The 24,965-nt window shown below is 40.9% G+C and carries 18 protein-coding genes and 1 pseudogene; 10 read left to right on the top strand and 9 right to left on the bottom strand.

Annotated elements, in window-relative coordinates; all coding sequences use genetic code 11:
- Together QM351_RS04420 and gorA are read right to left on the bottom strand one after the other, a co-directional pair.
- A pseudogene (locus tag QM351_RS04420) lies at window positions 1-1,105 on the bottom strand (Gamma-glutamyltranspeptidase); the annotation flags it as partial.
- A 396-nt stretch (window positions 1,106-1,501) separates the two neighbouring features.
- Window positions 1,502-2,851 (bottom strand): glutathione-disulfide reductase, encoded by a 1,350-nt coding sequence (gene gorA / locus QM351_RS04415; RefSeq protein WP_414326706.1) that lies wholly within the window; start codon window positions 2,849-2,851, stop codon window positions 1,502-1,504.
- Window positions 2,852-3,028: 177 nt separating this feature from the next.
- Between gorA and QM351_RS04410 the strand changes: the two genes are divergently transcribed.
- From QM351_RS04410 to lysS, 4 genes are all read left to right on the top strand, one after another.
- Window positions 3,029-4,186, top strand: coding sequence for an efflux RND transporter periplasmic adaptor subunit (locus QM351_RS04410; RefSeq protein ID WP_414326705.1), 1,158 nt, complete (start codon window positions 3,029-3,031; stop codon window positions 4,184-4,186).
- On the top strand, window positions 4,170-4,865 hold the full coding sequence (locus QM351_RS04405) for an ABC transporter ATP-binding protein (protein ID WP_414326704.1): 696 nt from the start codon (window positions 4,170-4,172) through the stop codon (window positions 4,863-4,865). The genes QM351_RS04410 and QM351_RS04405 overlap by 17 nt, the downstream gene beginning before the upstream one ends.
- Window positions 4,865-6,202 carry an ABC transporter permease gene (locus tag QM351_RS04400; protein ID WP_414326703.1) on the top strand — a complete coding sequence of 446 codons (1,338 nt, stop codon included), beginning with the start codon at window positions 4,865-4,867 and terminating at the stop codon, window positions 6,200-6,202. The genes QM351_RS04405 and QM351_RS04400 overlap by 1 nt, the downstream gene beginning before the upstream one ends.
- A 271-nt stretch (window positions 6,203-6,473) precedes the next feature.
- A complete protein-coding gene (lysS, locus tag QM351_RS04395; RefSeq protein WP_023918666.1) occupies window positions 6,474-7,964 on the top strand; it encodes a lysine--tRNA ligase in 1,491 nt (496 codons plus the stop codon).
- A 37-nt stretch (window positions 7,965-8,001) separates the two neighbouring features.
- On the opposite strand, the gene QM351_RS04390 is transcribed toward lysS, so the two are convergent.
- The 3 genes from QM351_RS04390 to QM351_RS04380 form a co-directional block, all read right to left on the bottom strand.
- On the bottom strand, window positions 8,002-8,625 hold the full coding sequence (locus QM351_RS04390) for a histidine phosphatase family protein (RefSeq protein WP_414326702.1): 624 nt from the start codon (window positions 8,623-8,625) through the stop codon (window positions 8,002-8,004).
- 22 nt (window positions 8,626-8,647) lie between these two features.
- The gene (locus tag QM351_RS04385; RefSeq protein ID WP_315376719.1) at window positions 8,648-9,121 is read right to left on the bottom strand and encodes an aminoacyl-tRNA deacylase; all 474 of its coding nucleotides are present in this window, start codon (window positions 9,119-9,121) and stop codon (window positions 8,648-8,650) included.
- 141 nt (window positions 9,122-9,262) lie between these two features.
- Window positions 9,263-10,138 carry a GH25 family lysozyme gene (locus tag QM351_RS04380; protein ID WP_151378631.1) on the bottom strand — a complete coding sequence of 292 codons (876 nt, stop codon included), beginning with the start codon at window positions 10,136-10,138 and terminating at the stop codon, window positions 9,263-9,265.
- A gap of 248 nt (window positions 10,139-10,386) precedes the next feature.
- Here QM351_RS04380 and ftsW point away from each other — a divergent pair, with 248 nt between their 5' ends.
- The 4 genes from ftsW (at window position 10,387) to tpiA (ending at window position 16,890) form a co-directional block, all read left to right on the top strand.
- Complete coding sequence (gene ftsW / locus QM351_RS04375; RefSeq protein WP_414326701.1) at window positions 10,387-11,628, top strand: cell division peptidoglycan polymerase FtsW; 1,242 nt, start codon at window positions 10,387-10,389, stop codon at window positions 11,626-11,628.
- Between the two features lie 38 nt (window positions 11,629-11,666).
- A complete protein-coding gene (gene ppc, locus QM351_RS04370; RefSeq protein ID WP_414326700.1) occupies window positions 11,667-14,492 on the top strand; it encodes a phosphoenolpyruvate carboxylase in 2,826 nt (941 codons plus the stop codon).
- Between the two features lie 277 nt (window positions 14,493-14,769).
- Entirely contained in the window at window positions 14,770-15,966 is a 1,197-nt protein-coding gene (tuf, locus tag QM351_RS04365) for an elongation factor Tu (protein WP_003002543.1), read from the top strand.
- Between the two features lie 165 nt (window positions 15,967-16,131).
- Complete coding sequence (tpiA, locus tag QM351_RS04360) at window positions 16,132-16,890, top strand: triose-phosphate isomerase (RefSeq protein WP_315376729.1); 759 nt, start codon at window positions 16,132-16,134, stop codon at window positions 16,888-16,890.
- Between the two features lie 74 nt (window positions 16,891-16,964).
- Here the strand turns inward: tpiA and QM351_RS04355 are convergent, their stop codons facing one another.
- The 4 genes from QM351_RS04355 to QM351_RS04340 are packed head-to-tail and all read right to left on the bottom strand — an operon-like array spanning window position 16,965 to window position 21,528.
- Window positions 16,965-18,200 (bottom strand): aminoacyltransferase, encoded by a 1,236-nt coding sequence (locus QM351_RS04355; RefSeq protein WP_414326699.1) that lies wholly within the window; start codon window positions 18,198-18,200, stop codon window positions 16,965-16,967.
- Window positions 18,201-18,206: 6 nt separating this feature from the next.
- Window positions 18,207-19,418 carry an aminoacyltransferase gene (locus QM351_RS04350; RefSeq protein ID WP_254727041.1) on the bottom strand — a complete coding sequence of 404 codons (1,212 nt, stop codon included), beginning with the start codon at window positions 19,416-19,418 and terminating at the stop codon, window positions 18,207-18,209.
- A 3-nt stretch (window positions 19,419-19,421) separates the two neighbouring features.
- A complete protein-coding gene (yidA, locus tag QM351_RS04345) occupies window positions 19,422-20,228 on the bottom strand; it encodes a sugar-phosphatase (RefSeq protein WP_195189474.1) in 807 nt (268 codons plus the stop codon).
- Window positions 20,218-21,528, bottom strand: a complete 1,311-nt coding sequence (locus tag QM351_RS04340) for an HD domain-containing protein (RefSeq protein ID WP_013903868.1) — start codon at window positions 21,526-21,528, stop codon at window positions 20,218-20,220. The genes yidA and QM351_RS04340 overlap by 11 nt, the downstream gene beginning before the upstream one ends.
- A gap of 115 nt (window positions 21,529-21,643) precedes the next feature.
- Between QM351_RS04340 and QM351_RS04335 the strand changes: the two genes are divergently transcribed.
- Together QM351_RS04335 and QM351_RS04330 are read left to right on the top strand one after the other, a co-directional pair.
- Window positions 21,644-22,027 carry a DUF1934 domain-containing protein gene (locus tag QM351_RS04335; RefSeq protein ID WP_414326698.1) on the top strand — a complete coding sequence of 128 codons (384 nt, stop codon included), beginning with the start codon at window positions 21,644-21,646 and terminating at the stop codon, window positions 22,025-22,027.
- Window positions 22,028-22,239: 212 nt separating this feature from the next.
- Window positions 22,240-24,924 carry a cation-translocating P-type ATPase gene (locus QM351_RS04330; protein WP_414326697.1) on the top strand — a complete coding sequence of 895 codons (2,685 nt, stop codon included), beginning with the start codon at window positions 22,240-22,242 and terminating at the stop codon, window positions 24,922-24,924.
- Window positions 24,925-24,965 lie beyond the last annotated feature (41 nt).

Below are 24,965 nucleotides of genomic sequence, written 5' to 3'. Positions count from 1 at the left end.
TCGTAGTTGTAGTAGTAGTCGGCTCTTGAGTCGTAGTTGTAGTAGTAGTCGGCTCTTGAGTCGTAGTTGTAGTAGTAGTCGGCTCTTGAGTCGTAGTTGTAGTAGTAGTCGGCTCTTGAGTCGTAGTGGTTGTAGTAGTCGGCTCTTGAGTCGTAGTAGTTGTGGTAGTCGGCTCTTGAGTCGTAGTGGTTGTTGATGTCATATCGCCATCCACACCACCGTTTGCATTAATATTTGCAACAGATGCATTAACTTCCTTGGCAACAACGGCTTGCTCACCTTTAACGTGATACCATACCTTAGTATTATTTAAGAAATTCTTTTGATTTTCATTCTCTACTTTAGTCTGGTAAAAGATCAGGACGCCAGTCTTATTAATTTCACTTTGAGGAATAGTAACCTTAATTTTTCCGGTTGCGTCAATTGTGAAAGTTGCTCCAGGAAAGTCTGCTAAGAAATCATCGATAGCAGTTGAGCCACCGTAATATCCTGGTTTGTTACCTGTAGTAGTAATACTAAAACTATCTTTTACAAGTGAATGACCACCTTGGATGTCATCTTCAACACGAACATCACCATCTACATCTAAGTTCATTGCATTAATGGTTAGTGTCCAAAGAATATGTTCAGGATCATTTGCGTGCATATCACCCGCTTTGAGATAGAATGGAGCGCTGTTAACACCAGTAGCCATTTTCTTAACGTTTAATTCTACTTTTCTAGCTCCACTAATAATAGTGAATTTTCCGACATGCTCCTTATCGGTTGCTGTATCATTATGCCCTTCAATCTCAAACTCACCCCAACCACGGATGTTTTGAAGGTTTTTGATGCCTTCATTAAAAGTCACCGTCGCAGATCCATCTGTAATGACCATGTCTCCAACATAAGTTCCATCAATACTCAGTGGAATAGTCTTTTTAAATCCTACACCAAAGATAGTTCCAGAACTAGTCCAATTAACTTTTAATGTATCCCCTGGTTGAATCTTTTGGGCATGCTCATCAAATGTAAACTTAACGGTTGTTTGTCCCCCATCTGTGATTTCTTGAGATGAAACAGTAAGTGAGCTAATATTGTTACTTACATCTCCAGCTTTTACCATATCGGATTGCGAAAATATGATAAATAATAATGGTAAAAATATAAGAAAGAAGACTTTTACAAGTCTACTTAGATTCTTTTGATTCATTTTCTTCTCCCATTTGTCTCCAATTGTTTGCATCAATTTGTATGTAGTTGCCAAAAACTTACAAAATTGAGAAATTTTATAGGTCGCTTTTTCAAGACAACACCAATAAAAATGCACCTCCCACTAGTCTGCAGTCGAAAAAGACATCCTACAAAGTGAATTATATCACAAATTAGTGAAGTTTTAAATATAAAAATATTTTATATTGTAAATTTTAAGGCTTTTACCAATATTAGATAAATGAAAAAGGACTATTATTTATTGAAATAGTCCTTTTAACTTGAAGTACAAGGACTTCAAGCTTATTTTTTATCTCATGGTTACGAATTCTTCTGATCCAGTTGGGTGAATGGCGACAGTTGCATCGAAATCGGCTTTTGTCGCTCCCATCTTGATAGCAACTGCAAATCCTTGGATCATTTCATCCACTCCGTAGCCAAGACCGTGAAGGCCAACGACTCTTTCTTCTGGTCCTGCAGTGATGAGTTTAAATTTTGCCTGCTGGCGGTGTTGGGTAACGGCGGTATACATAGAAGCAAATTGAGAAGTATAGACTTTAATATTCTCTTTTCCATAAGTTTGTAGGGCTTCCTCTTCCGTTAAGCCCACCGTTCCGATAGCAGGGTGAGAAAAGACAACGGTAGGGATGCTAGTATAATCCATTTTAGCATCGACTTTTCCATTAAATAGTCTTTCAGAAAGGGTTCGCCCAGCCTTAATGGCCACTGGAGTCAACTCTTTTTCACCCGTGACATCACCAAGAGCATAGATGCCCGGAACAACGGTGTTTTGGTAATCATCTACTGCGATAAATCCCTTTTCATTTAAAGTAACACCTGCTGCTTCTAAATTCAGATCCTTGACGTTTGGTTTGCGTCCGGTTGCCCAGATGACATGTTCCGCTACATGGCTGGTCATATCTTCAAAGTAAACCTTGACACGTCCGTCTGTTAATTTTTCAAGCTTCATGGGAACCTTATGCTTGTGAAGAGGAAGTCTTTGTTTTTCCATTTCTTCCATTAAACCATCAGAAATGGAAGAATCAAAACTACGTAATACCCGATCTTTTCGAATGAAGAGGTCCGTTTGAACGCCTAGATGGTGAAGTACACCGGCTAATTCTACCGCAATGTAGCCAGCTCCAATAATGGCAACAGATGTAGGGAGTTCTTCCCAAGCAAAGACATCATCAGATGTTTCGCCAAATTCTGCTCCAGGAACAGAAGGAATATGAGGATAGGCTCCTGTCGCAATTACAATATGCTTGGCTTTGATGGTCTCTCCATTTACCTCAACCGTATGAGCATCCACAAAACGAGCACGACCTTCAATCAGTTCGACTCCATTGCGTTTGAAACTACCATCATAAGAATTCCGAGAACGATCAATATAGGCTTCGCGATTTTTTCTTAAGGTTGCAAAATCAAATTTAGTCTGTTCAGAAGTAAAACCATAGTCTGGCCCGTAATCGCGAATGGCTTCTGCAATTTGTGAACCATACCACATAATCTTTTTAGGCACACATCCTCTGTTGACACAGGTGCCCCCCAATTGTTTTTCTTCGATGACAGCAGCGCGTGCTCCGTGCTCCCCAGCCCGGTTCATCGTAGCGATTCCTCCACTACCTCCACCGATTGAAATAATATCAAATTCTTTCATGTTTTCCTCCTAAATGGGATTTCAGTTTGATTGTAATATCAACTGTTACAAAAGTCAAGGGTTTAGCATTTCCCAAGCATTTAAATTTCATTTGCTGTGTCAATTTTAGATAGAAAAGGAAGGAAATATGGTATACTATGGTATAGAATAAAACGCTTTCGTTGATGGAGAAAAACGATGAAGAAATTGAAAAAATGGCAACTATTTACAGCCGCAGGTGCGGCAATTGCGGTGATTGGAACAGGAAGTGTGATGGTGTTTTCACATCCAAGTACTCCTGATCAAGCAGTCACGAAAGAAACTCCAATGGTGCAAACGGTCAAGGATGGCTCGATCGCTTCTTCGGTCTTGTTAACTGGGAAGGTCACTGCCAATCAGGAGCAGTATGTCTATTTTGATGGAACCAAAGGTGATTTGCAGTCGATTTTGGTCAATGTAGGAGATCAAGTGACGACCGGTCAGCCAATCGTTCAATATAGCAGTACGGAGGCCCAAACAGCTTACGATGCAGCCGTTCGTGCTGTCAATAAGGCAGATCGTCAGTTAAATGATTTACTGACAAATGGTGTGACCATTGATACGACAGGAGATGAAGAAGCAGATGCCAAGTCAGCTTCACAGACCCAACGCACTGTTGATTCTCAAGCTAGCGATTTACGAGATGCCAAGTCTGATGCGGTTGATAATATGAACAAGGCTAAGGCACTTCTGGATGCGACGACAGTCAAGAGTAATACAGATGGCACTGTCGTTGAAGTCAATAAAGATGTTTCAAAATCGACTACAGGGACCAACCAAACTCTGGTTCACATTGTGAGCAACGGAAATTTACAAGTCAAAGGGGAATTATCTGAATACAATTTGGCCAATATCTCTGAAGGTCAGGAAGTGGTTCTCACTTCCAAGGTTTATCCGGATAAAACCTGGACAGGAAAGATTTCTTATGTAGCGAATTATCCGACTGACGTGGCTCAAGCAGGTGCCAATGCAGCAGGTGGAACACAAGGAAGTGGGGGCGCCAAGTACCCATTCACAGTAGATATTACTAGTGACATTGGGGAACTCAAACAAGGCTTTTCTGTCAATATTGAAGTCAAAAGTTCTACTCAACATCCACTTGTTCCCGTGACAAGTGTCATGGCTGATGGAGATACGAGTTATGTATGGACGGTCGAAAATGGTAAGGCTAAGAAAGTAAAAGTGACGCTTGGTAACGCCGATGCAGAAAACCAGGAAATCTTGTCAGGCTTGAAGAAAGATGCCCAAGTTATTGTGAATCCTAATGAGAAACTGGAAGATGGAAAAGAGATCGGAAAATATGACAAAATTGATTGAACTAAAAGGAATCAATAAAACCTATAAAAATGGAGACCAGGAACTTCGTGTCTTAAAAGACATCGATTTAGAAGTCGAAGAGGGTGAGTTTGTGGCTATTATGGGCCCATCTGGCTCAGGAAAATCAACCTTGATGAACGTCATTGGCTTGTTGGACAGGCCGACCAGTGGAGAATATTTCCTAGAAGGCCAGGAAGTCGGAAATCTCAGTGAGAAAAAATTAGCGCGTGTTCGAAATGAACAGATTGGTTTTGTCTTTCAACAATTCTTTCTTCTCTCCAAGCTCAATGCTTTTCAAAATGTAGAACTCCCTCTCATTTATGCAGGGGTTCATCCTACTAAAAGAAAGGAATTAGCTGAGCAATATCTTGAAAAGGTAGAGCTTCATTCTCGCATGCACCATTTGCCTTCGGAACTCTCTGGAGGTCAAAAACAGCGGGTTGCGATAGCTCGAGCTCTCGTCAATCAGCCAGCCATCATCTTAGCAGATGAGCCGACTGGTGCCCTAGATACCAAGACGGGAGAGCAAATAATGGACTTGTTAACCAAGCTGAACCAAGAAGGAAAGACCATTATCATGGTTACACACGAACCAGAAATTGCAGCTTTTGCTCATCGTCGCATTGTCATTCGTGATGGAGTGATCTCCTCAGATAGCAAGCTGGAAGGGAGGACCTAATGCAAAATTGGAAATTTGCGATCAGCTCGATTATGAGCCATAAATTACGGTCTTTCTTGACCATGGTAGGGATCATTATTGGGGTTGCTTCTGTCGTTGTCATCATGGCTCTGGGAGATGGTATGAAAGCTGGTGTCACCAAGACTTTTACCAAGGACCAAGAGTATGTACAAATCTCTTATTCTCCCAATAAGAGTGGCTATGTGACAGGAATCAATATTGGCCCTTCTGAAGATACAGGTGAGGGTGGAGGCGAAGGTGGCCCTGCAGCTGAAGACCGAGGGATGGCTGCTCCATCGGATATCGATGGGGAAAATGCTGAAGATATTGATGGTCAAGTCCAAGAAGCACCACCAGTTGTGCAAGAATCTTGGGTCAAGGAATTAACCAAGATTCAAGGAATCGATGGCTATTATGTAGGCAATACCTCCAATGCAACCATTGCTTTTCAAAAGAAAAAAGCAGACGGAGTGAATATCCAAGGGGTAAATGAGACCTATTTTTCTGTCAAGAAGGTGGAACTCCTATCAGGACGAAAATTAACGCCTGCAGACTATAGTAATTTCTCCCGGGTGGTGCTTCTGGATGAAGGCTTGGCTCAACAATTATTTGGAACGGAGAATCCACTGAATCAGGTGGTCTCTGTTGGGGACAACAATTATCGCGTCGTTGGAATTTTCAAGGATCCAAATGCAGGGACTGCCCTCTATGGAGCTTCTTCAGGTGGAAGTGCCTTGATGGCCAATACTCAGCTGGCTTCTGAATTCGGAACAGATGAAATTCAAAATATTGTCGTCCATGTACCGGATGTGAAACAAATCAAATCCGTTGGGATCGAAGCTGCTCAAAAGCTAACAGAACTTTCAGGTGTTCGCCAAGGGGAATTCCAAATCTTTAATTTAGATAGCATCTTAGAGGAAACCAATAAAGTAGTAGGAATTATGACGACAGTAATTGGGGCTATTGCAGGGATTTCTCTCTTGGTTGGTGGGATTGGAGTCATGAATATCATGTTGGTTTCTGTCACTGAGCGGACGAGAGAAATTGGTCTTCGCAAAGCATTGGGAGCAACTCGAGGTAAGATTCTGGTTCAATTTTTGATTGAGTCTATGGTCTTGACCATCATTGGTGGGCTATTTGGACTTGTCCTTGCTTATGGTGTGAATAGCTTGATTACTTCCCTTGCTGCAGCCTCCTTAGAAGGACCACCGATTATTTCCTTAAATGTCGCAATCGGTAGCATTATTTTCTCTGCTTTTGTAGGCATTCTCTTTGGGATTTTACCAGCAAATAAGGCTTCTAAGTTAAATCCGATCGAGGCCTTGCGTTATGAATAAAAAAATAGGAGCGAGTCAGGATGAATGGTGCAAGATTCTCCACGCTCCTTTTTTATGTTTTTGTTGAATAGTATATCGAAACCTTTTTAATTATCTTGCCTTAGATAGTTCATGCTGTTTGGGGAGTCAACGACGGTGTTCTGATGTTTTTGAGTATTCAGTCAAGAAGCTGCATTTTTTCTTCCATCTTATTTTTGTTTAATTGGTAAATATTAGTGAATTTCTAGTCTAAATATGATAGAATAGGGGAGAATAACTTAGGAGGTTCCAAATGACTACTGAACATATGGAAGAATTGAATGACCAGCAGATTGTCCGTCGTGAGAAAATGGCGGCCCTTCGTGAACAAGGAATCGATCCATTTGGAAAACGATTCGAACGTACTGCAAATTCAGGTCAATTAAAAGAAAAATATTCAGAATTAGATAAAGAACAACTCCACGACTTGAACGAAACAGCTATTATTGCGGGTCGTCTCGTAACAAAACGTGGAAAAGGAAAGGTTGGCTTTGCCCATCTTCAAGACCGTGAAGGTCAAATCCAAATTTACGTTCGTAAGGATGCTGTTGGAGAAGAAAACTACGAAATCTTCAAAAAAGCAGACCTTGGTGATTTCCTCGGGGTAGAAGGAGAAGTGATGCGGACCGACATGGGTGAGCTTTCAATTAAAGCTACTCACATTACGCATTTATCAAAAGCCCTTCGTCCCTTGCCAGAAAAATTCCACGGACTTTCAGATGTGGAAACCATCTACCGCAAACGTTATTTGGATTTGATTTCAAACCGTGAAAGCTTCGAACGTTTCGTAACTCGTTCAAAAATTATTTCTGAAATCCGTCGTTATTTAGATGGTCAAGGATTCCTTGAAGTGGAAACACCTGTGCTTCACAATGAAGCTGGGGGTGCTGCTGCCAAACCATTTATCACTCACCACAATGCGCAAAATATTGACATGGTGCTTCGTATCGCGACTGAGCTCCACTTGAAACGTTTGATTGTTGGTGGGATGGAACGCGTTTACGAAATCGGACGGATCTTCCGTAACGAAGGAATGGATGCCACTCACAACCCTGAATTCACTTCGATCGAAGTCTACCAAGCTTACGCTGACTTCCACGATATCATGGACTTAACAGAAGGTATCATTCAACATGCTGCTAAAGCGGTCCATGGAAATGGTCCAATTGACTATCAAGGAACAGAAATCAAAATCAACGAACCCTTCAAACGGGTTCACATGGTTGATGCGATCAAAGAAATCACAGGTATTGACTTCTGGCAAGACATGACCTTTGAAGAAGCTGTAGCTCTTGCAAACGAAAAACATGTACCAGTTGAAAAACACTACACAGAAGTGGGACAAATTATCAATGCCTTCTTCGAAGAATTTGTTGAAGAAACCTTGACGCAACCAACTTTTGTTTATGGTCACCCAGTAGCAGTGTCACCTTTGGCTAAGAAAAACCCAGAAGACCCACGCTTCACTGACCGTTTCGAACTCTTCATCATGACCAAAGAGTATGCCAATGCCTTCACGGAATTGAATGATCCGATCGATCAATTGCAACGTTTTGAAGCGCAAGCGCGTGCGAAAGAATTGGGAGATGACGAAGCTACAGGCATCGACTATGACTACGTTGAAGCCCTCGAATATGGTATGCCACCAACAGGTGGACTTGGAATTGGTATTGACCGCCTCGTTATGTTGTTGACAAATGTAACAACAATTCGTGACGTTCTTCTCTTCCCAACCATGAAATAAGCTAAAAGAAAACACTGATCTTGCGATCAGTGTTTTTTTAGTCCTCTATATAAGAGGTATCATTCCATTTTTCTAAGTGATAGTGCTCAAAATTATCTGTTGTCAAAATCGTCACGCTGGCATTGTCTAGTCCGCCATTTTTGCGAAGTTCTCCTGTTTCATAACCGAGCAAGGTTCGAATAGAAGCCGTCAAATTAGCTCCGTGTCCAACAATGAGAACGGTATCGAGCTCTTTTCCTTTCAGACTTTTTACAAAATCACAGGTACGTTTGGTTGTTTCATAAACAGATTCTGCATCAAAGATTTCATTTTGAAAACGAGCGAGGTTATGTCGAAACGCATCCATTTGTTGGGGATAGATGACCGAAATGGTAGAAATTTTAGCTCCTTCTATTTTTCCCAAATTCCACTCACGAAGAGCAGGCGTTGGTTGCAATTTTAGAGGTGTCTCCAATTGATCGAGAATGATCTGTGCAGTATGGACTGTCCGTGGCAGATCACTTGCAAAAGCTGCATCAAAAGGGACAGTAGCTAGATGCTTTCCTAATTTTTCAAGCTGATGAATGGAGGCTGGTAATAGCGGAGAATCGCCATTTGATCCTTGTAAACGTCCTTCTTCATTCCATTCTGTCCGTCCGTGTCGAATAAAATATAGTTTCACAATCTTGTCTCCTTCTCTGTCTTTATTCCAAAATATCTGCAAAAGTCGCCTTTACGAAGTCTGCTAGAAGTTGTGGTTTGATTTGAATACTATGGCCAATTTCCCCAGCAGACACGATCATGGTTTCTAACTGAAGGGCTGATTCATCGATAAAAATAGGAAAAGAATGCTTTTGGCGAATGCCCACCGGATTATTGGCCCCATGAACATAACCCGTTGTTTTTTCAAGATCTTTTTGAGGAATCATAGCGATTTTCTTATTCCCTGATAATTTGGCTAACTTTTTCTCTGAAAGATGCTCTGTAATAGGAATGATCCCAATCACGGGCCCCGTTTTATCTCCTTTAAGAGCTAGGGTTTTGAAAATAGTAGAGCGATCAATTTCTTCTGGTAAGATCCCTTCTAAAGCGTTGATTTGTAAGCCTATGTGCTCAATTTTTGCTTTAGTCAAGATCTGCTCGACCAAGGTTTTCTTCACCTTATTTTTTTTTGCCATGGCTTTCTCCTTTTCTCTTTTTCTCTACAAAATCAGATTTCATTAGACCATTATAACATATAATAGCTGCGATATTGTCTAAGCCTCTAAACATAGAAAACAGCAGAAAAAGTGAAGATCACTTGATCTGCTGTTTTGAGGCTATGAGGAAGAGCCATCTTTTTGTACCTTGAATAGTTTCCGATAAATCGCTTCTTGGTCTTGCGTCGGAGCAATCTGGTTGAGATCCAAGTAGTGTGAGAATCCATTTAATTGCCCTTGAGAGGTATATTGATGCAAGTCGTATTCCGTATTGGTATCTGGTGCAGCATTATAGTAGCCATCGTCAAATCCATAAGTAGGAATCCAAAGAGCCGTAAATTTATCAGTGGAGATACTATGTTCTTCCATGAAGTAGGTTCCGATATAGAGTCCAATATTTTTGGCACCCAAAGCTTGTAGTTTTGCTCGGAAAGCTTCAACACCTGCGTTCATATCCTTCATGGTTTTTTCCTCAACATCTAACCAATAGTAGGTCGGTTTGTAAGGAGAAGCAGCCTTGTAAAATTCTTCTGCTTCTTTTTCCATTTCTTTTTTATCCTTAGCAGCGACATAAGCATAGACCGCGACTGGGATATTTCGTTTTTGGAATTCTTGGATATGGGTTTTATAGGATTTATCCAGACCATTTAAGTGGGTCGCAGCATTTTCCTTTTTAGCTTGAGCCCCACTATGGACACGAACGATCACACCTCCTACATTTTGGGAGAGAACATCGTAGTCAATTTCACTAGGCAATTGCCAGCCAGAGATATCAATGATCGGGCGGCCAACCAGTTCTGGATTGATATCTTCTTCTTTTTTAGAAGAAGAGCTTGCAGTGGTTGTTTTTTTAGGTGTATTGGAGTTCGGAATGGTTTTGGTTGTTGCTTGTCGCTCTCTTACTTGCAGATCGGCAATCGTTCGTGAAAGAACGAGAAAAGAAATGATACCGATAAAAAAGATCAAGAGAACAACGGGTTTTATCCTTTTTCTCATACAAAATCATTTTACCGTAAATAAGACGAAAAGGCAAAACTTAATGCTTAAAAGATCACGATTTCAGCCATTATTTTCAATAAAAAGGAATCTTTTCATCGAAAAAGGATAAAAATATATGAAAATAAGAAGAATGACTAGAGTATTTCTCGAAAATTGAGAAGAAGCCGAATCTTTTCGGACCTTTCCTTGGTTTTGCTTCTCAAAAATGATATAATGAAGGTTGAACATTAGGAATATGGTGAATTATGAAAATTGAAAAAAGACATCTTTTAAATTATTCCATCCTCATTCCCTATTTGATTTTATCCATCATTGGCTTGATTGTCGTTTATTCGACAACAAGTGCCTTGGCAATTCAAAGTGGAGTGAGTTCGATTCGAATGGTACGGACACAGGGGTTCTTCTTCATCTTTAGTCTCCTAACCATTGCCTTGATTTATAAATTTAGCCTAGACTTCCTGCGAAATAAAAAAGTATTAGCTTTTGTCATCTTTATTGAGGTGATTTTATTGATCTTGTCTAGGTTTATCACGGATACGGTCAATGGAGCTCACGGTTGGTTGACGATTGCAGGAATGTTTAGTATCCAGCCAGCAGAATACCTCAAGGTGATCTTAGTCTGGTATCTGGCCTTGATTTTTTCTAAACGACAAGACGAAATCCGTGATTATGATTATCAAGCCTTGACGCATAATGAATGGATTCCAAGAAATTTAAATGATTGGCGTTGGCTGACCTTGATTCTGATTGGAATCGTTGTGATCATGCCGGACTTGGGAAATGCGACGATCTTAGCCTTAACGGTCTTGATCATGATTACGTCTAGTGGAGTGGGCTACCGTTGGTTTACCTCTTTACTTGGTTTAGTTGTTGGAGCATCCACCATTGTCCTTGGTTCCATTTGGATCATCGGTGTGGACCGTGTCGCTAAAATTCCTGTCTTTGGTTATGTAGCTAAACGGTTTAGTGCCTTCTTTAACCCCTTTAATGACTTGTCTGGTGCGGGTCACCAATTAGCTAATTCCTACTATGCCATGAGTAATGGTGGTTGGTTTGGCTTGGGACTTGGAAATTCCATTGAAAAACAAGGTTACTTACCAGAAGCTCACACAGACTTTGTGTTTGCGATTGTGATTGAAGAATTAGGTTTTGTTGGAGCTAGCTTGATTCTTGCTCTCTTATTCTTCTTAATTCTTCGGATCATTTTAGTCGGTATTCGAGCAAAGAATCCTTTTAATTCGATGATGGCCATTGGAATTGGTGGGATGATCTTGGTACAAACCTTCATTAATATCGGCGGTATTTCTGGTTTGATTCCGTCTACAGGTGTGACTTTCCCCTTCTTATCTCAAGGGGGAAACAGCTTATGGGTCTTATCTATAGCGATTGCTTTCGTTTTGAATATCGACGCGAGTGAAAAACGGGCCAAGATGGAACAAGAAGGCATGGTTTTTGAAGAAAAAGGTAAAATCAAACCTTATTATTAAAAGGGAATTGTTTAATAGCTATTCAAAAAGGAGAAAAAATGGTCTTACAAAAATTAGAGAACTTCACAAATAAAGATATTATCAAAGAAGAAGCCGAAATTTTAACCAATTTATTAGATGATATTACGAAAAATTTGGTTCGTCCGGAAACCTTTGATAAAATTACTCAGTTGAAGGATCTATCAAAAACAAAGAACTATCGTGAGTTGAATCAACTAGTGGAACAATTGACAAATGAAGAAATGACAGTGATTTCACGTTATTTTGCCATTTTACCACTCTTGATTAACATCTCAGAAGATGTCGATTTGGCCTATGAAATTAATCATTTGAATAATGTGGATGGCGAATATCTCGGAAAACTTTCTTCAACCATTAAAGAAGTTGCGAAGAATGAAGATGCACAAGAAATTCTTGAAAATCTCAATATTGTACCGGTTTTAACAGCCCACCCAACTCAAGTTCAAAGAAAAACCATGCTGGATTTGACTAATCATATTCATGCTCTTCTTCGTCAGCACCGGGATGTTAAAGCGGGATTGATTAATGAAAACAAGTGGTACAACAACCTTCGTTGTAATATTGAAATCATGATGCAAACGGATATGATTCGTGACAAAAAATTGAAGGTTACTAATGAGATCACTAACGTCATGGAATATTACAATAGTTCCTTCTTGCAAGCTGTTCCAAACCTGATGTTGGAATACAAACGCTTGGCAAAAGAGCATGGATTGGAGCTTGAACAACCTCGTCCGATTACAATGGGCATGTGGATTGGGGGAGACCGGGACGGGAATCCGTTTGTAACAGCTGAGACCTTGAAACGTTCAGCAACTATTCAAAGTGAAGTCATTTTGAACTATTACATCGAAAAGATTTCTAAATTATACCGTCATTTCTCCCTTTCAACTAGTCTATCTAAAACAAGTGAAGCGGTAGCTGAAATGGCGGCCCAATCAAGTGATACCTCCGTCTTTCGTGAAAAAGAGCCGTATCGTCGTGCTTTCCATTATATCCAGTCCAAATTGATCCAAACTTTGGTTAACTTAAAAGAATGGACGATGGTGGGAGAAACTAGAGAAGATCGTTATGCTGTCGAGAGATTATTAGGAGCAAACGCTCATCAACAAGGGCCAGTTTCTGATTATATTGGCAATCGTATTTCTGGAGCCTTAAAGGAGATTTCTGCTAAAGAAGCTCCAGCTTATGCCTCTGCTCAAGAATTTAAAGAAGACCTTAAAAAGATCAAAGATTCCTTGTTAGAAAACAAATCAGAGTATTTGATTTCTGGTGAATTTGCAGAACTTCTAGAAGCCATCGATGTTTTTGGATTCTATCTCGCCTCTATTGATATGCGTCAGGATTCTAGTGTGCATGAAGCCTGTGTAGCAGAATTATTGAAATCGGCAGGGATTAATGACCATTATTCTGATTTATCAGAGGATGAAAAGTGTCAGGTTCTCTTGAAAGAACTCTTAGAAGACCCACGAATTTTATCAGCCACCCATGCTGAAAAATCTGAACTGCTTGAAAAAGAACTAGCAATTTTCCAAACGGCTCGTGAATTGAAAGATCGTTTAGGAGAAGAAGTCATTCGTCAAAACATCATTTCTCATGCAACAAGTGTATCAGATATGTTGGAATTGGCTGTGATGTTGAAAGAAGTGGGCTTAGTTGATACGGAAAAAGCTCGCGTGCAAATCGTACCTTTGTTTGAAACAATCGAAGATTTGGATCATTCAGAAGAAACTATGAGAAGCTACTTGTCTCTTCCAATTGCCAAACGTTGGATTGCTTCCAAGAACAACTACCAAGAAATTATGTTAGGTTACTCGGATTCTAACAAGGATGGTGGCTACTTGTCTTCTTGTTGGACCCTCTTTAAAGCCCAACAACAATTGACCGCTATCGGAGATGAGTTTGGAGTGAAGATTACCTTCTTCCATGGTCGTGGTGGTACGGTTGGTCGTGGTGGAGGTCCTACTTATGAAGCCATCACTTCTCAACCATTGAAATCCATTAATGACCGTATCCGCTTAACCGAGCAAGGAGAAGTGATCGGCAATAAATACGGGAACAAAGATGCCGCCTACTACAACCTTGAGATGCTCGTTTCAGCAACCATTAACCGGATGATTGCCGAACAAAAGAGTCCATTTTCTATGTTTGATCGTTTCGGGGAAGTCATGGATAAAGTCGTGAATCGCAGTTACGATATCTATCGTGATTTGGTCTTTGGAAATGAGCACTTCTACGATTACTTCTTTGAATCAAGTCCGATCAAAGCTATTTCTAGCTTTAATATTGGTTCGCGTCCAGCTGCCCGTAAGACTATTACAGAAATTGGTGGTTTGCGTGCCATTCCTTGGGTATTCTCTTGGTCACAAAGTCGGGTAATGTTCCCTGGTTGGTATGGAGTAGGTTCTAGCTTTAAGGAATTTATCGATGAGGATCCTGAGAATATTGAAACCCTTCGATATATGTATAAGAACTGGCCTTTCTTCCAATCTCTCTTGTCAAATGTGGACATGGTCTTATCCAAAGCCAACATGGACATTGCTTTTGAGTATGCGCAATTGTGTGAGGAAGAAGAAGTCCGCAATATCTATCAGATTATCTTACATGAATGGCAATTGACCAAGGATATCATCCTGATGATTGAGGAGCATGACGAATTGCTCGCGGAAAACCCTTATCTGAAAGAAAGTTTGGATTATCGGATGCCGTACTTTAACGTCTTGAACTATATTCAGTTAGAATTGATTCGTCGTCAACGGACTGGACAACTATCAGCCGATCAAGACAAGCTAATCCATATCACCATCAATGGAGTGGCTACAGGATTACGAAATTCAGGTTAAAAAAATCGGAACATTGTTCCGATTTTTTCTGCTCTGAAACGAAGTGATAGAAGATGTTTAACGAGTTTAAATTGAAGATTTCAAATGAGGATTTTCAAAGCTTGATCAGGATCTTTCAGCAAGAGGACAAAACAAAAGGAAAGAAGAGGAATAATTAAGAAAATATAGGTAAAAGGCTTGCAATTTTATCTAAAATTCGATAGAATAGTAAGGAAAGTTAGACTGTATTGCCTACTGTCTATCTATAAAATATATTTTATTGGAGGCTTTTACTCAAATGGCAAAAGAAAAATACGATCGTAGTAAACCGCACGTTAACATCGGTACAATCGGACACGTTGACCACGGTAAAACTACCCTAACTGCAGCAATCACAACTGTTTTGGCACGTCGCTTGCCTTCATCAGTTAACCAACCAAAAGACTATGCGTCTATCGATGCTGCTCCAGAAGAACGCGAACGCGGTATCACTATCAACACTGCACACGTTGAGTACGAAACTGCTAAACGTCACTACGCTCACATCGACGCTCCAGGACACGCGGACTATGTTAAAAACATGATCACTGGTGCCGCTCAAATGGACGGAGCTATCCTTGTAGTAGCTTCAACTGATGGACCAATGCCACAAACTCGTGAACACATCCTTCTTTCACGTCAGGTTGGTGTTAAACACTTGATCGTCTTCATGAACAAAGTTGACTTGGTTGACGATGAAGAATTGCTTGAATTGGTTGAAATGGAAATCCGTGACCTTCTTTCAGAATACGATTTCCCAGGTGATGACCTTCCAGTTATCCAAGGTTCAGCTCTTAAAGCTCTTGAAGGTGACTCTAAATATGAAGACATCATCATGGAATTGATGGATACTGTTGATGAGTACATCCCAGAACCAGAACGCGATACTGACAAACCATTGCTTCTTCCAGTCGAAGACGTATTCTCAATCACTGGACGTGGTACAGTTGCTTCAGGTCGTATCGACCGTGGTGTTGTTCGTGTCAACGACGAAATCGAAATCGTTGGTATCAAAGAAGAAATCCAAAAAGCAGTTGTTACTGGTGTTGAAATGTTCCGTAAACAACTTGACGAAGGTCTTGCAGGGGATAACGTTGGTGTGCTTCTTCGTGGTATCCAACGTGATGAAATCGAACGTGGACAAGTTATCGCTAAACCAGGTTCAATCAACCCACACACTAAATTCAAAGGTGAAGTTTACATCCTTACTAAAGAAGAAGGTGGACGTCATACTCCATTCTTCAACAACTACCGTCCACAGTTCTACTTCCGTACAACTGACGTAACTGGATCTATCGAACTTCCAGCAGGAACTGAAATGGTTATGCCTGGTGATAACGTGACTATCGACGTTGAGTTGATCCACCCAATCGCCGTTGAACAAGGTACTACATTCTCAATCCGTGAAGGTGGACGTACTGTTGGTTCAGGTATGGTTACTGAAATCGAAGCTTAATTCGATCTAGTTCCCAGATTAACAATTATATAGACAGACAGAAAACCCCGTGAAGACGGGGTTTTTATTTTTTACAAAAAGTAAAATGAGCTTGTGCAACCTTTCATTATGACGAAATTTATGGTAAAATAGATAGTATAAAATTAGAAAAAAGAGGTATGTGAAATGTCACGTAAACCATTTATCGCTGGTAACTGGAAAATGAACAAAAATCCAGAAGAAGCAAAAGCATTCGTTGAAGCTGTAGCATCAAAACTTCCTTCAGCTGATCTTGTTGAAGCTGGTATCGCGGCTCCTGCAGTTGACTTGACAGCTGTACTTGCTGCTGCTAAAGGTTCAAACCTTAAAGTTGCTGCACAAAACACTTACTTTGAAAATGCTGGTGCCTTCACTGGTGAAACTAGCCCACAAGTTTTGAAAGAAATCGGTACTGACTACGTTGTTATTGGTCACTCAGAACGTCGTGATTACTTCCACGAAACTGATGAAGACATCAACAAAAAAGCAAAAGCAATCTTTGCGAACGGTATGCTTCCAATCATCTGTTGTGGTGAAAGCCTTGAAACTTACGAAGCTGGTAAAGCGGCAGAATTCGTAGGTGCTCAAGTTTCAGCTGCACTTGCTGGATTGACTGCAGAACAAGTCGCTTCAACAGTAATCGCCTACGAACCAATCTGGGCTATCGGTACTGGTAAATCTGCTTCACAAGACGACGCACAAAAAATGTGTAAAGTTGTTCGTGACGTTGTAGCTGCTGACTTTGGTCGAGAAGTGGCTGACAAAGTACGTGTTCAATACGGTGGTTCAGTTAAACCTGAAAATGTTGCTGAATACATGGCTTGTCCAGACGTTGACGGAGCTCTTGTAGGTGGTGCATCACTTGAAGCTGAAAGCTTCTTGGCATTGCTTGACTTCGTTAAATAATAATCTATAAAAGTCGAGGTTTCCCTCGACTTTTTTATAGTAGAAAAGACCAGCTACAAAGCTGGTCTTTTGAGTTAGGAACGTCCTAAAAGTTTCTTAATGAGAGAAATCATTTTGTATTTAAGAGGACGGGGATAATAACGGAAGGTTCCCATCTTACGAACGATGTAGCCATTGAAGTTCTGTTTGAAACGAAGCACACCATCTGACCCGTCAAAGATTCCTTGAATGCCTAGGAAGTTGTATCTTGGTATCCCACGTTTGATGGTTTCAAGCATCATATATTCCTGGAGAACAGCAGGAGCATAGAATTTATTATATTCTGTATAAGAGCCACTGAATAAATAGGTGGATTCTTGCGGCATATAAACGAAGAGGCTACCTGCAAGAATGATGTCTTGGTCTCCATATTTTTCAATATATTCTTTTGCGTCCTTCTTTCTCACCTCAAAGGTATCAAACTGGCTAGAGAATTCACGAAGTTGATTTTGTTTTTTTTCTGAATTGGGGTTGACTTCAAGATCCTTCTGTAATTTCTCAATCTTCTGAGCTAGTTTTCCTTGGTCTTTTTCAAGATTCGTGTAGTAATGGTGGAAGTTCAGCGTTGCGATCATGAAATCTGCTTTGTCGCCAAAACTGTCATAGAAAGTTTGGTAATAATCCAAGGTCTTATCCTGATAGTCGCGACGGTCACTGGTAGAGGAAGTAATATCCTTAAAGAGTTGCAGTTCATCCCGGTTTAATCGTTTCAGTTCAATACCGAAAGATTTGGCTTTTTTGACAAGTGGCTTTCCTTTTTTACTGAAGCTCTTGAGAAGATTTTTTTCGGTGATGCCCTCCATATCTTTCACATAATGCCAATCACCTTCTCCTCCTGGATAACCTGTTGTTAAACCATCATGCTGATAGCCCAAGTTTTTAAGGGTATCCATAAAATGAGTTTGCTCTTCACTGGTTGGATTGCCGTCACTATCAAAGGTTTGATAGGTATCATAAGGCTTGATAACTAGTTCAATAGCCCCATTTTCTTTCGCATAGTTTTTTAAGGCTGCATAGAAGGGTTCTAGCATAGCTTCCTCTTGGTAAAGGGGGCCAGAATTGATTTCCATATGGAGACCACCTGTCATAGGAAGACTGTACAAGATTGCTGCCACTTGGACTTGATTTTCTTGTTTCCAAGCGATAAATTGGACCGTGTTTCCTCGCTTTTCAAGCAGATCTGCCATTTCAGCAGACTGGATAAAAGAGCGATGGGAAACAGTATTTGCAAATGAGGTAAATTCTTCTTTTGAAATTGTCGTAAGAATCATGTAACTTTATTTACTCCTTAATTTTTTCCGGATCTTGTAGACTTTGTTTACAAGTGGATAAAGTGGACTGGTTGGGAGGTTGAATTCCCCAACAAATTCTTCAATGACAGGATTAAATTTTGATTTGAAATGATAGAGACCACCATCGAGTGAATTTTCAATCCCCCCCATATTTTGCCAAGAAGCACCACGGTCGAAAGCGTGTTGGGCAGTTTCATACCAGGTGAGGATAGCAGGTTGGTAACGGCGGAATTCTTCATCCATCCCTGCATAAACATTTTCAGATGTCCCACCGAATTCAAGGGTTAAGGTCCCAGATAAAGGAACAACCTGTATACCTGCTTGGAGATGCTGTTCAAGAAATTGCAGTTCTTCCTCTATCCGCTCTTTTTCTTTTTGGTTATTCTCAACCTTGCCAGGCTTTGTTTTTTCGGTGAATTTTTCAGCCTCTGCCTTATTTTTTTCAAGATTTTTTGTAAGGGAGCTTTTCCGTTTCTCGAGATCTAGCGTAGACAAAGTAATGTAGGATTGTCCTTGGTAGGTTGTGAGCAGTTTTTCGTAGTAGTCTTTTCCACGTAAATGAATGCTTTTACGAGCCTCAGTCTTTTTCATGAGAGAAGCAAAGTCCTCCAACAATTCAGTCCCGCCAAATTGGACTTGGATCCCTTTGTTTAGAGCAGTTCGGATGGCTTGTCGAGTAGATTTTGAAAGATCTTGCTCAGTGAAAAACTCTTTGTGAATATTTGCTTGAAAGCGTGGTTGGATATTTTCTGCCATATCACTGGTTCGGCCAGTCCATTCAACCCCTTCTTTAGTTAAGGTGTCGATCATCGCTTGCACAGCAGGAGCTTCCGTCTTTTCTTGTCCAATCAAGTGTTTACTCAAGAAAAGACTTGGATCAAATTTCACAAACAAGGCCTTGTATTGTTTGGCAATTTTTTTAAGGGACTGGATCACATATGAAACCAGCTCTTTGTTTTGGTAATCCATGATTGGGCCTCGAGGAATGTAAAGCATGGAAAAGCCAAGTGGCAGGGGTTGAATCAAGATGCTTGCAACAGCGACTAATTGGTCTTCTTGATAAAAACCAACCCGTTCATTTCCCCAATTATCTTTGATTTTTGCCCATGAGCTGCTTTGTAAGAGATTGGTTTGGTCACTCTGAATAACAAAGTCATCATGCTCACTAGCAGAAATTCCTAGCTGGTAATGGTACATTTCTTATAATACCCACTTTCTAATGGCGTATGCAACGCCAGATTCATCATTTGATTTGGTAATATGTGTAGCAATTTTTTTAAGAGCTGGATTGCCATTCTCCATAACGACGGCATGTTCCACGACTTCTAGCATGGAACGGTCATTTTCCTCATCTCCGATGGCCATGGTTTCTTCTTGCTGGATTCCAAGTCGTTCAGCTAAATGAAGAAGGGCTGATCCCTTATTGGTTGTTTTCCCTAGAATTTCTAAATAAAAAGGAGCTGATTTGACCATAGTGAAGCGATCCTTGAATTCTTTAGGGATTTTTGCAATCGCATCATCCAGAATGTCTGGTTCATCGATATACATGGCCTTGACAAATTCTTTCTCACGAACTTCTTCAGGCGTCCGGTAATAAAGGGGCATATTGACCAGTTGAGATTCATGAATGGTGTAGCGTCCGATATCGCGATTGCTGGTATAGATGCCGTCTTTAGTAATAGCATGAGAGTGGATTTGGAGTTTGTTAGCAAGAGACTCGATATCGAGATAGTCCTCATAATCTAAAAGGTCTTTGATGAGTTCTTTTCCAGTAGCAGTTTCTTGCACCAGACCGCCATTAAAGGTAATGACATAGTCTCCAGGATCCATCAAATGGAGTCCTTTTAAAAGTTTTGAGACCCCTGCAATAGGACGACCGGTTGTGATCACGATTTTAACGTCTGCGGCTTTAGCGTCTTGAATGGCTTCAAATACAGAAGGTGTGATCTCTTTTTTTGAATTGAGAAGTGTACCGTCGATATCGATCGCAACTAATTTAATGGACATCCGTCTCTCCTGTAAAATAATCATTGGTGATATAGGAAGTGAATTCCTCTACTTGCTTACTGAAAAGTCCATTAACCTCCAGCATTTCTTTTGGGAAATAGAAGCGGTTGTCCCCATAGCGAGTTCCTGCTAAAGCAGCGACGAGTGGAGACAACTGAGACAATTCAGCGAGACTCCCATCTTTTCGGATCATCTCGATCTGGGTCCGTGGTTTTTCAAGCTCTGGTCGATAAATATCGTAAGGCAGGTCAAAATTTTGATGAATAGCTGTGTAGTAGGTTGGATTAAAGCCAACCTCTTTAATCAGTTTTTCAAGGATTGCTAAGTCTTTTCGCTTATCTTCTGTAAATAGAATCGATTTGAAGACTTTCCGATTAATATAGCGCTGAGCAAGATCAGACAGGATGGTATCCGGGCTATCCATCCAGACTTGGAAATAGGTATTCATCACACCGTCATCTAGATTTAGGTAGTCTTGAATGGTGACCTCTTCTTCAAAAAATGGAATCAAGCGAGGTGAAGTCAGTTGAAAATACTCTTTCTGATCTGGATAAATGGTTCTAGCGCGTTTGAGTAGATTTTGAAGGAGGACTTCCATGGCACGAGTAGCCGGGTGGAAGTAGACCTGCATATACATTTGGTAACGGCTGACCACGTAATCCTCGACAGCGTGCATGCCATTTTGTTGGAAGGCAATACCATTTTCAATCGGTCGAATGACACGCAAAATACGGGTCAAGTCAAATTTTCCATAGGAAGCACCCGTAAAATAGGCATCCCGCAGTAAATAATCCATCCGGTCCACATCAATTTGACTAGAAATCAATTGCACCACTTGTTTATTGGGATAGGTATGATCAATGACGCTGGCTACACGGTTTGGGAAATCAGGTGCTACCTGTAAGAGGATTTGATTGACCTCCGTCTCTGGACTGGTGATGATCAGCTGGGTCATCTTTTCATGATCGGTTCCAAAGAGTCCTTCGAAGGTATGAGAATAGGCACCATGTCCAATGTCATGAAGAAGAGCGGCTGTCATGGTCAGTAAGTTTTCATCAGAATTCCATTGCTCTGCATACTTTTCCTCAAAAATAGACAGAATACGTCTTGAAATTTCATAGGCGCCAAGACAGTGAGAAAAACGACTATGCTCCCCACCGTGGAAGGTAAAACCAGATGTCCCCAGTTGTTTGATGCGGCGTAGTCGTTGAAATTCTTTACTATTAATTAATTGATAAATGATGGGATGATCCACATGAACGTAATCATGAACGGGATCGCGAAAGACTTTTTCATTCATGGGTCTATTATAGCAAAAAAAAGCCTATTTTGCGATCTAGAGGCTAATAGGGGCAGTCAAAATGCGTAAAATTTGATAGAATAGTAAGGCAAGAAAAGAAGAGAAGGAGACAAAGATGCAGATTCGCATTCAAAATACCATTCGATTTGGAGAAGAAATGGAAATTGTTGATCAGTACTATCAAGGTGAATGGAAGGAAAAAGCAGGTTTTCAATATCTCTTGTATACCAATGAAGAAGATGAAAAGGTTGCTTTGAAATTTTCCAACGAAGAATTGGTTATGACACGCTTCTCAACACCTAAATCCATTATGCGCTTCTATAAAAATGAAGATGGTGGGGCAATCATCCCAACTCCGATGGGCATTCAGCAGTTTTTGATTACAACAGACCTCTTTCAATTAGAAGCAGGTCATTTGCAAGTCTCTTATCGCTTGTTAACTCTCGATGGAGAACAGGAATTTGCCGATTATCAATTACTGGTGGAATGGGAAGAATAATCCTCATTAAATTATTAGAGATCCCGCTTGCTTTATTCTATAAAAATGGTATAATAAAACCACTCAAGGGAGTAGCTGGCGGTTTTCCGCGATAGTGTCGTCATTACGAAATTATTTCCGGCACTATATTAAACGGCGAGACTTGTTTTTTCAAACAGGTCTCTTTTTTGTGCAAAAGAGACCTAGTAGAAAGCTATAAGGAGGAAATTATTTTGTCAAAAGAACAAAATAAAGCTTTGTTTTATACACAGAGTAAAGAAGAAGTTCTAAAGGAATTGGACTCTTCAATTGAAGGCTTGTCAACTGCTCAAGCTCAAGAACGCTTAGCGACTTATGGTCGTAATGAGTTGGAAGAGGGAGAGAAACGTGGCCTACTAGCTAAATTCCTTGATCAATTTAAGGATTTGATGATTATCATCTTGCTTGCAGCAGCGGCACTTTCTGTGATTACAGAAGGAATGGACGGTCTAACGGATGCCATTATCATCTTGGCTGTTGTAGTCTTGAATGCTGCCTTTGGGGTTTACCAAGAAGGGCAAGCAGAAGCAGCCATTGAAGCTCTGAAAAATATGTCTAGCCCGATGGCTCGTGTTCGTCGTGATGGTCATGTTATTGAGATTGACTCAAAAGAATTGGTGCCTGGGGACATCGTCTTGCTTGAAGCTGGAGATGTGGTGCCTGCCGATATGCGTTTGCTTGAAGCGGCGTCTCTTAAAATCGAAGAAGCTGCTCTTACTGGTGAGTCTGTACCGGTTGAAAAGGATATTACTCAAATGGTAGAAGCAGATGCTGGTATTGGGGACCGAGTTAATATGGGTTACCAAAACTCAAACGTAACTTACGGTCGTGGTATTGGTGTCGTGACAAACACTGGTATGTACACAGAAGTTGGTAAGATTGCAGATATGTTGGCTAATGCCGACGAGACAGAGACACCGTTGAAGCAAAGCTTGGAACAATTATCTAAGGCCTTGACTTACTTAATCATTGTGATTGCAGTGATTACCTTCTTGGTTGGTGTCTTTGTTCGTGGCGAACACCCATTAGAAGGCTTGATGGTGGCGGTTGCCCTTGCGGTTGCAGCTATTCCAGAAGGTCTCCCTGCCATTGTAACCATCGTTCTATCTTTGGGAACTACAACCCTTGCAAAACGTAATTCGATTGTCCGTAAATTGCCAGCGGTTGAAACGCTTGGTTCAACAGAAATCATTGCATCTGATAAAACAGGTACTTTGACCATGAACCAAATGACGGTTGAAAAAGTTTATACCAACGGTCAATTGCAAAGCTCGGCATCTGAAATTGCTGCTAACAACAATACGCTACGTATCATGAACTTTGCCAATGACACTAAGGTGGACCCATCTGGCAAGCTGATTGGGGATCCAACGGAGACAGCTCTTGTACAGTTTGGTTTGGACCACAACTTTGATGTTCGTGAAGTCTTGAAGGATGAGCCACGTGTGGCTGAATTGCCATTTGACTCAGACCGTAAACTCATGTCTACCATTCATAAGGAAGCAGACGGTTCTTACTTTATCGCTGTCAAGGGTGCTCCTGATCAATTGCTCAAGCGCGTGACTCGTATTGAAGTCAATGGGGAAGTTCGTCCAATCACAGAAGAGGATAAAAATGCTATCCTTGCAACCAACAAAGACTTGGCTAAACAAGCCCTTCGTGTCTTGATGATGGCTTATAAGACAAGCCATGAAATTCCAACCTTGGAATCTGAAATCGTTGAGTCTGATCTCATTTTCTCTGGTTTGGTCGGCATGATTGACCCTGAGCGCCCAGAAGCTGCAGAAGCTGTACGTGTCGCTAAAGAAGCAGGTATCCGCCCAATCATGATTACGGGTGACCACCAAGATACAGCTGAAGCTATTGCCAAACGTCTCGGAATCATCGATCCAAATGATACAGAAGACCATGTCTTCACTGGTGCTGAATTGAATGAACTCACTGATGAAGAATTCCAAAAAGTCTTCAAGCAATACTCTGTATACGCACGTGTATCACCTGAGCACAAGGTTCGCATCGTTAAAGCTTGGCAAAATGAAGGTAAGGTTGTCGCTATGACGGGTGATGGGGTCAACGATGCACCTTCACTTAAGACAGCTGACATCGGTATCGGTATGGGGATTACAGGTACAGAAGTTTCTAAAGGAGCATCTGATATGGTCCTTGCCGATGATAACTTTGCAACTATTATCGTAGCGGTTGAAGAAGGACGTAAGGTCTTCTCAAATATCCAAAAATCCATCCAATATCTCTTGTCTGCTAATATGGCTGAGGTCTTCACTATCTTCTTTGCAACCTTGTTTGGTTGGGATGTGTTGCAACCAGTGCATCTTCTCTGGATCAACTTGGTAACTGATACTTTACCAGCTATCGCCCTTGGGGTAGAGCCTGCTGAACCAGGTGTCATGACTCACAAACCTCGTGGGCGTAAGTCTAACTTCTTTGATGGTGGTGTCTTCGGAGCAATCATTTATCAAGGGATCTTCCAAACCATGCTAGTTTTAGGTGTTTATGGTTGGGCTCTTCTCTTCCCAGAGCACCAAAGTCATACTGAAATCCATGCGGATGCCCTTACCATGGCTTTTGCAACTCTCGGTTTGATCCAATTGCTCCATGCCTTTAACGTTAAGTCGGTTTACCAATCAATCTTTAAAGTGGGACTCTTTACGAACAAGACCTTTAACTGGTCTATTCCAGTTGCCTTCGTCCTCTTTGTGGTGACAATTTTGGTTCCTGGATTTAATAATCTCTTCCACGTTTCAAACTTGAGCTTGACTCAATGGATGGTTGTTGCCGTAGGAGCACTTATGATCGTGGTCCTTGTTGAGATTGTTAAAGCAGTCCAACGAGCGCTTGGAAAAGATAAAAACGCTATTTAAACAATCATGAAAAGTCATCTTCGGATGGCTTTTTTGCGGGC

It is taken from the genome of Streptococcus parasanguinis (assembly GCF_047465465.1).
Lineage (GTDB): Bacteria > Bacillota > Bacilli > Lactobacillales > Streptococcaceae > Streptococcus > Streptococcus parasanguinis_AI.
This window is presented reverse-complemented; position numbering and strand designations above follow the sequence as displayed.